A 2,781-nucleotide genomic window follows, 5' to 3' on the forward strand; every position below is an offset into this window, starting at 1 on the left:
GCATGCACAGGCGATGAAGGACGTGATACGCTGCGATAAGCCGTGGGGAGCTGCGAATAAGCTTTGATCCATGGATCTCCGAATGGGGGAACCCACCTTAAATGCTTGGAAAATTTAAGTCGTGCGCAAGTACGGCTTAGGTTTCCAAGCATTGTTTAAAGGTATCTTATCCTGAATACATAGGGGTAAGAAGCGAACGCAGGGAACTGAAACATCTAAGTACCTGCAGGAAAGGACATCAACCGAGACTCCGCAAGTAGTGGCGAGCGAACGCGGACCAGGCCAGTGGCAATGAGGAATAAAGTGGAACGACATGGAAAGGTCGGCCGTAGAGGGTGATAGCCCCTTACACGTAGAACACTCATTGTCCTTGAGTAAGGCGGGACACGTGAAATCCTGTCTGAACATGGGGAGACCACTCTCCAAGCCTAAGTACTCGTGCATGACCGATAGCGAACAAGTACCGTGAGGGAAAGGTGAAAAGCACCCCGACAAGGGGAGTGAAATAGAACCTGAAACCGGATGCCTACAAACAGTTGGAGCCCGCAAGGGTGACAGCGTACCTTTTGTATAATGGGTCAACGACTTAGTGTGACGAGCAAGCTTAAGCCGATAGGTGAAGGCGCAGCGAAAGCGAGTCTGAACAGGGCGTTCAGTTCGTCGCATTAGACCCGAAACCGAGTGATCTAGCCATGAGCAGGTTGAAGGTTGGGTAACACCAACTGGAGGACCGAACCCGCATCTGTTGCAATAGATTGGGATGACTTGTGGTTAGGGGTGAAAGGCCAATCAAACTCGGAAATAGCTGGTTCTCCGCGAAAACTATTTAGGTAGTGCGTCGACCGAATACCCTCGGGGGTAGAGCACTGGATGGGCTATGGGGACTCACCGTCTTACTGATCCTAACCAAACTCCGAATACCGAGGAGTACTAGTCGGCAGACACACGGCGGGTGCTAACGTCCGTCGTGAAAAGGGCAACAACCCTGACCTCCAGCTAAGGTCCCCAAGTCATGGCTAAGTGGGAAAGGATGTGAGGATCCCAAAACAACCAGGATGTTGGCTTAGAAGCAGCCATCATTTAAAGAAAGCGTAACAGCTCACTGGTCTAAATAAGGGTCTTTGCGCCGAAAATGTAACGGGGCTAAAGCCATGCACCGAAGCTGAGGATACGTCGCAAGACGTGTGGTAGCGGAGCGTTCCGTAAGCCTGTGAAGGGATACCCGTGAGGGGTCCTGGAGGTATCGGAAGTGCGAATGTTGACATGAGTAACGATAAAGAGGGTGAGAGACCCTCTCGCCGAAAGACCAAGGGTTCCTGCTTAAAGTTAATCTGAGCAGGGTTAGCCGGCCCCTAAGACGAGGCGGACACGCGTAGTCGATGGGAACCACGTTAATATTCGTGGGCCTGGTGGTAGTGACGGATCGCTTAACTTGTTCACACTTATTGGATTGTGTGGGCGGGGACGCGGTTCCAGGAAATAGCTCCACCGTATAGACCGTACCCGAAACCGACACAGGTGGTCAGGTAGAGTATACCAAGGCGCTTGAGAGAACTATGCTGAAGGAACTCGGCAAATTGCACGCGTAACTTCGGAAGAAGCGTGACCCCAAGGGACGCAAGTCTGTTGGGGTGGCACAGACCAGGGGGTAGCGACTGTTTATCAAAAACACAGGGCTCTGCGAAGTCGCAAGACGACGTATAGGGTCTGACGCCTGCCCGGTGCTGGAAGGTTAAGAGGAGGGGTGCAAGCTCTGAATCGAAGCCCCAGTAAACGGCGGCCGTAACTATAACGGTCCTAAGGTAGCGAAATTCCTTGTCGGGTAAGTTCCGNACCTGCACGAATGGCGTAACGACTTCCCCGCTGTCTCCAGCATAGACTCAGTGAAATTGAATTCCCCGTGAAGATGCGGGGTTCCTGCGGTCAGACGGAAAGACCCCGTGCACCTTTACTATAGCTTTACACTGGCATTCGTGTCGGCATGTGTAGGATAGGTGGTAGGCTTTGAAGCAGGGACGCCAGTTCTTGTGGAGCCATCCTTGAAATACCACCCTTATCGTCATGGATGTCTAACCGCGGTCCGTTATCCGGATCCGGGACAGTGTATGGTGGGTAGTTTGACTGGGGCGGTCGCCTCCGAAAGAGTAACGGAGGCGCGCGATGGTGGGCTCAGACCGGTCGGAAATCGGTCGTCGAGTGCAATGGCATAAGCCCGCCTGACTGCGAGACTGACAAGTCGAGCAGAGACGAAAGTCGGTCATAGTGATCCGGTGGTCCCGCGTGGAAGGGCCATCGCTCAACGGATAAAAGGTACGCCGGGGATAACAGGCTGATGACCCCCAAGAGTCCATATCGACGGGGTTGTTTGGCACCTCGATGTCGGCTCATCGCATCCTGGGGCTGGAGCAGGTCCCAAGGGTTTGGCTGTTCGCCAATTAAAGCGGTACGTGAGCTGGGTTCAGAACGTCGTGAGACAGTTCGGTCCCTATCTGCCGTGGGTGTAGGAATATTGACAGGATCTGTCCCTAGTACGAGAGGACCGGGATGGACATATCTCTGGTGGACCTGTTGTCCTGCCAAGGGCATAGCAGGGTAGCTATATATGGAATGGATAACCGCTGAAGGCATCTAAGCGGGAAACCAACCTGAAAACGAGTATTCCCTTGAGAACCGTGGAAGACGACCACGTTGATAGGCTGGGTGTGGAAGTGCGGCAACGCATGAAGCTTACCAGTACTAATCGTTCGATTGGCTTGATCGTTCCCATTGCTCATGCTCATC

Annotated in this window: 1 rRNA gene (only partly in view); it reads left to right on the forward strand. The window is 53.2% G+C overall.

From position 1 onward, the window contains the following. Nucleotides 1-2,761 (forward strand): 23S ribosomal RNA (locus ASE71_RS24425) (it extends 61 nt beyond the left edge of the window). The last annotated feature ends 20 nt before the right edge of the window (nt 2,762-2,781 follow it).

Source organism: Ensifer sp. Root954 (genome assembly GCF_001429005.1).
GTDB classification, from domain to species: Bacteria; Pseudomonadota; Alphaproteobacteria; order Rhizobiales; family Rhizobiaceae; genus Ensifer; species Ensifer adhaerens.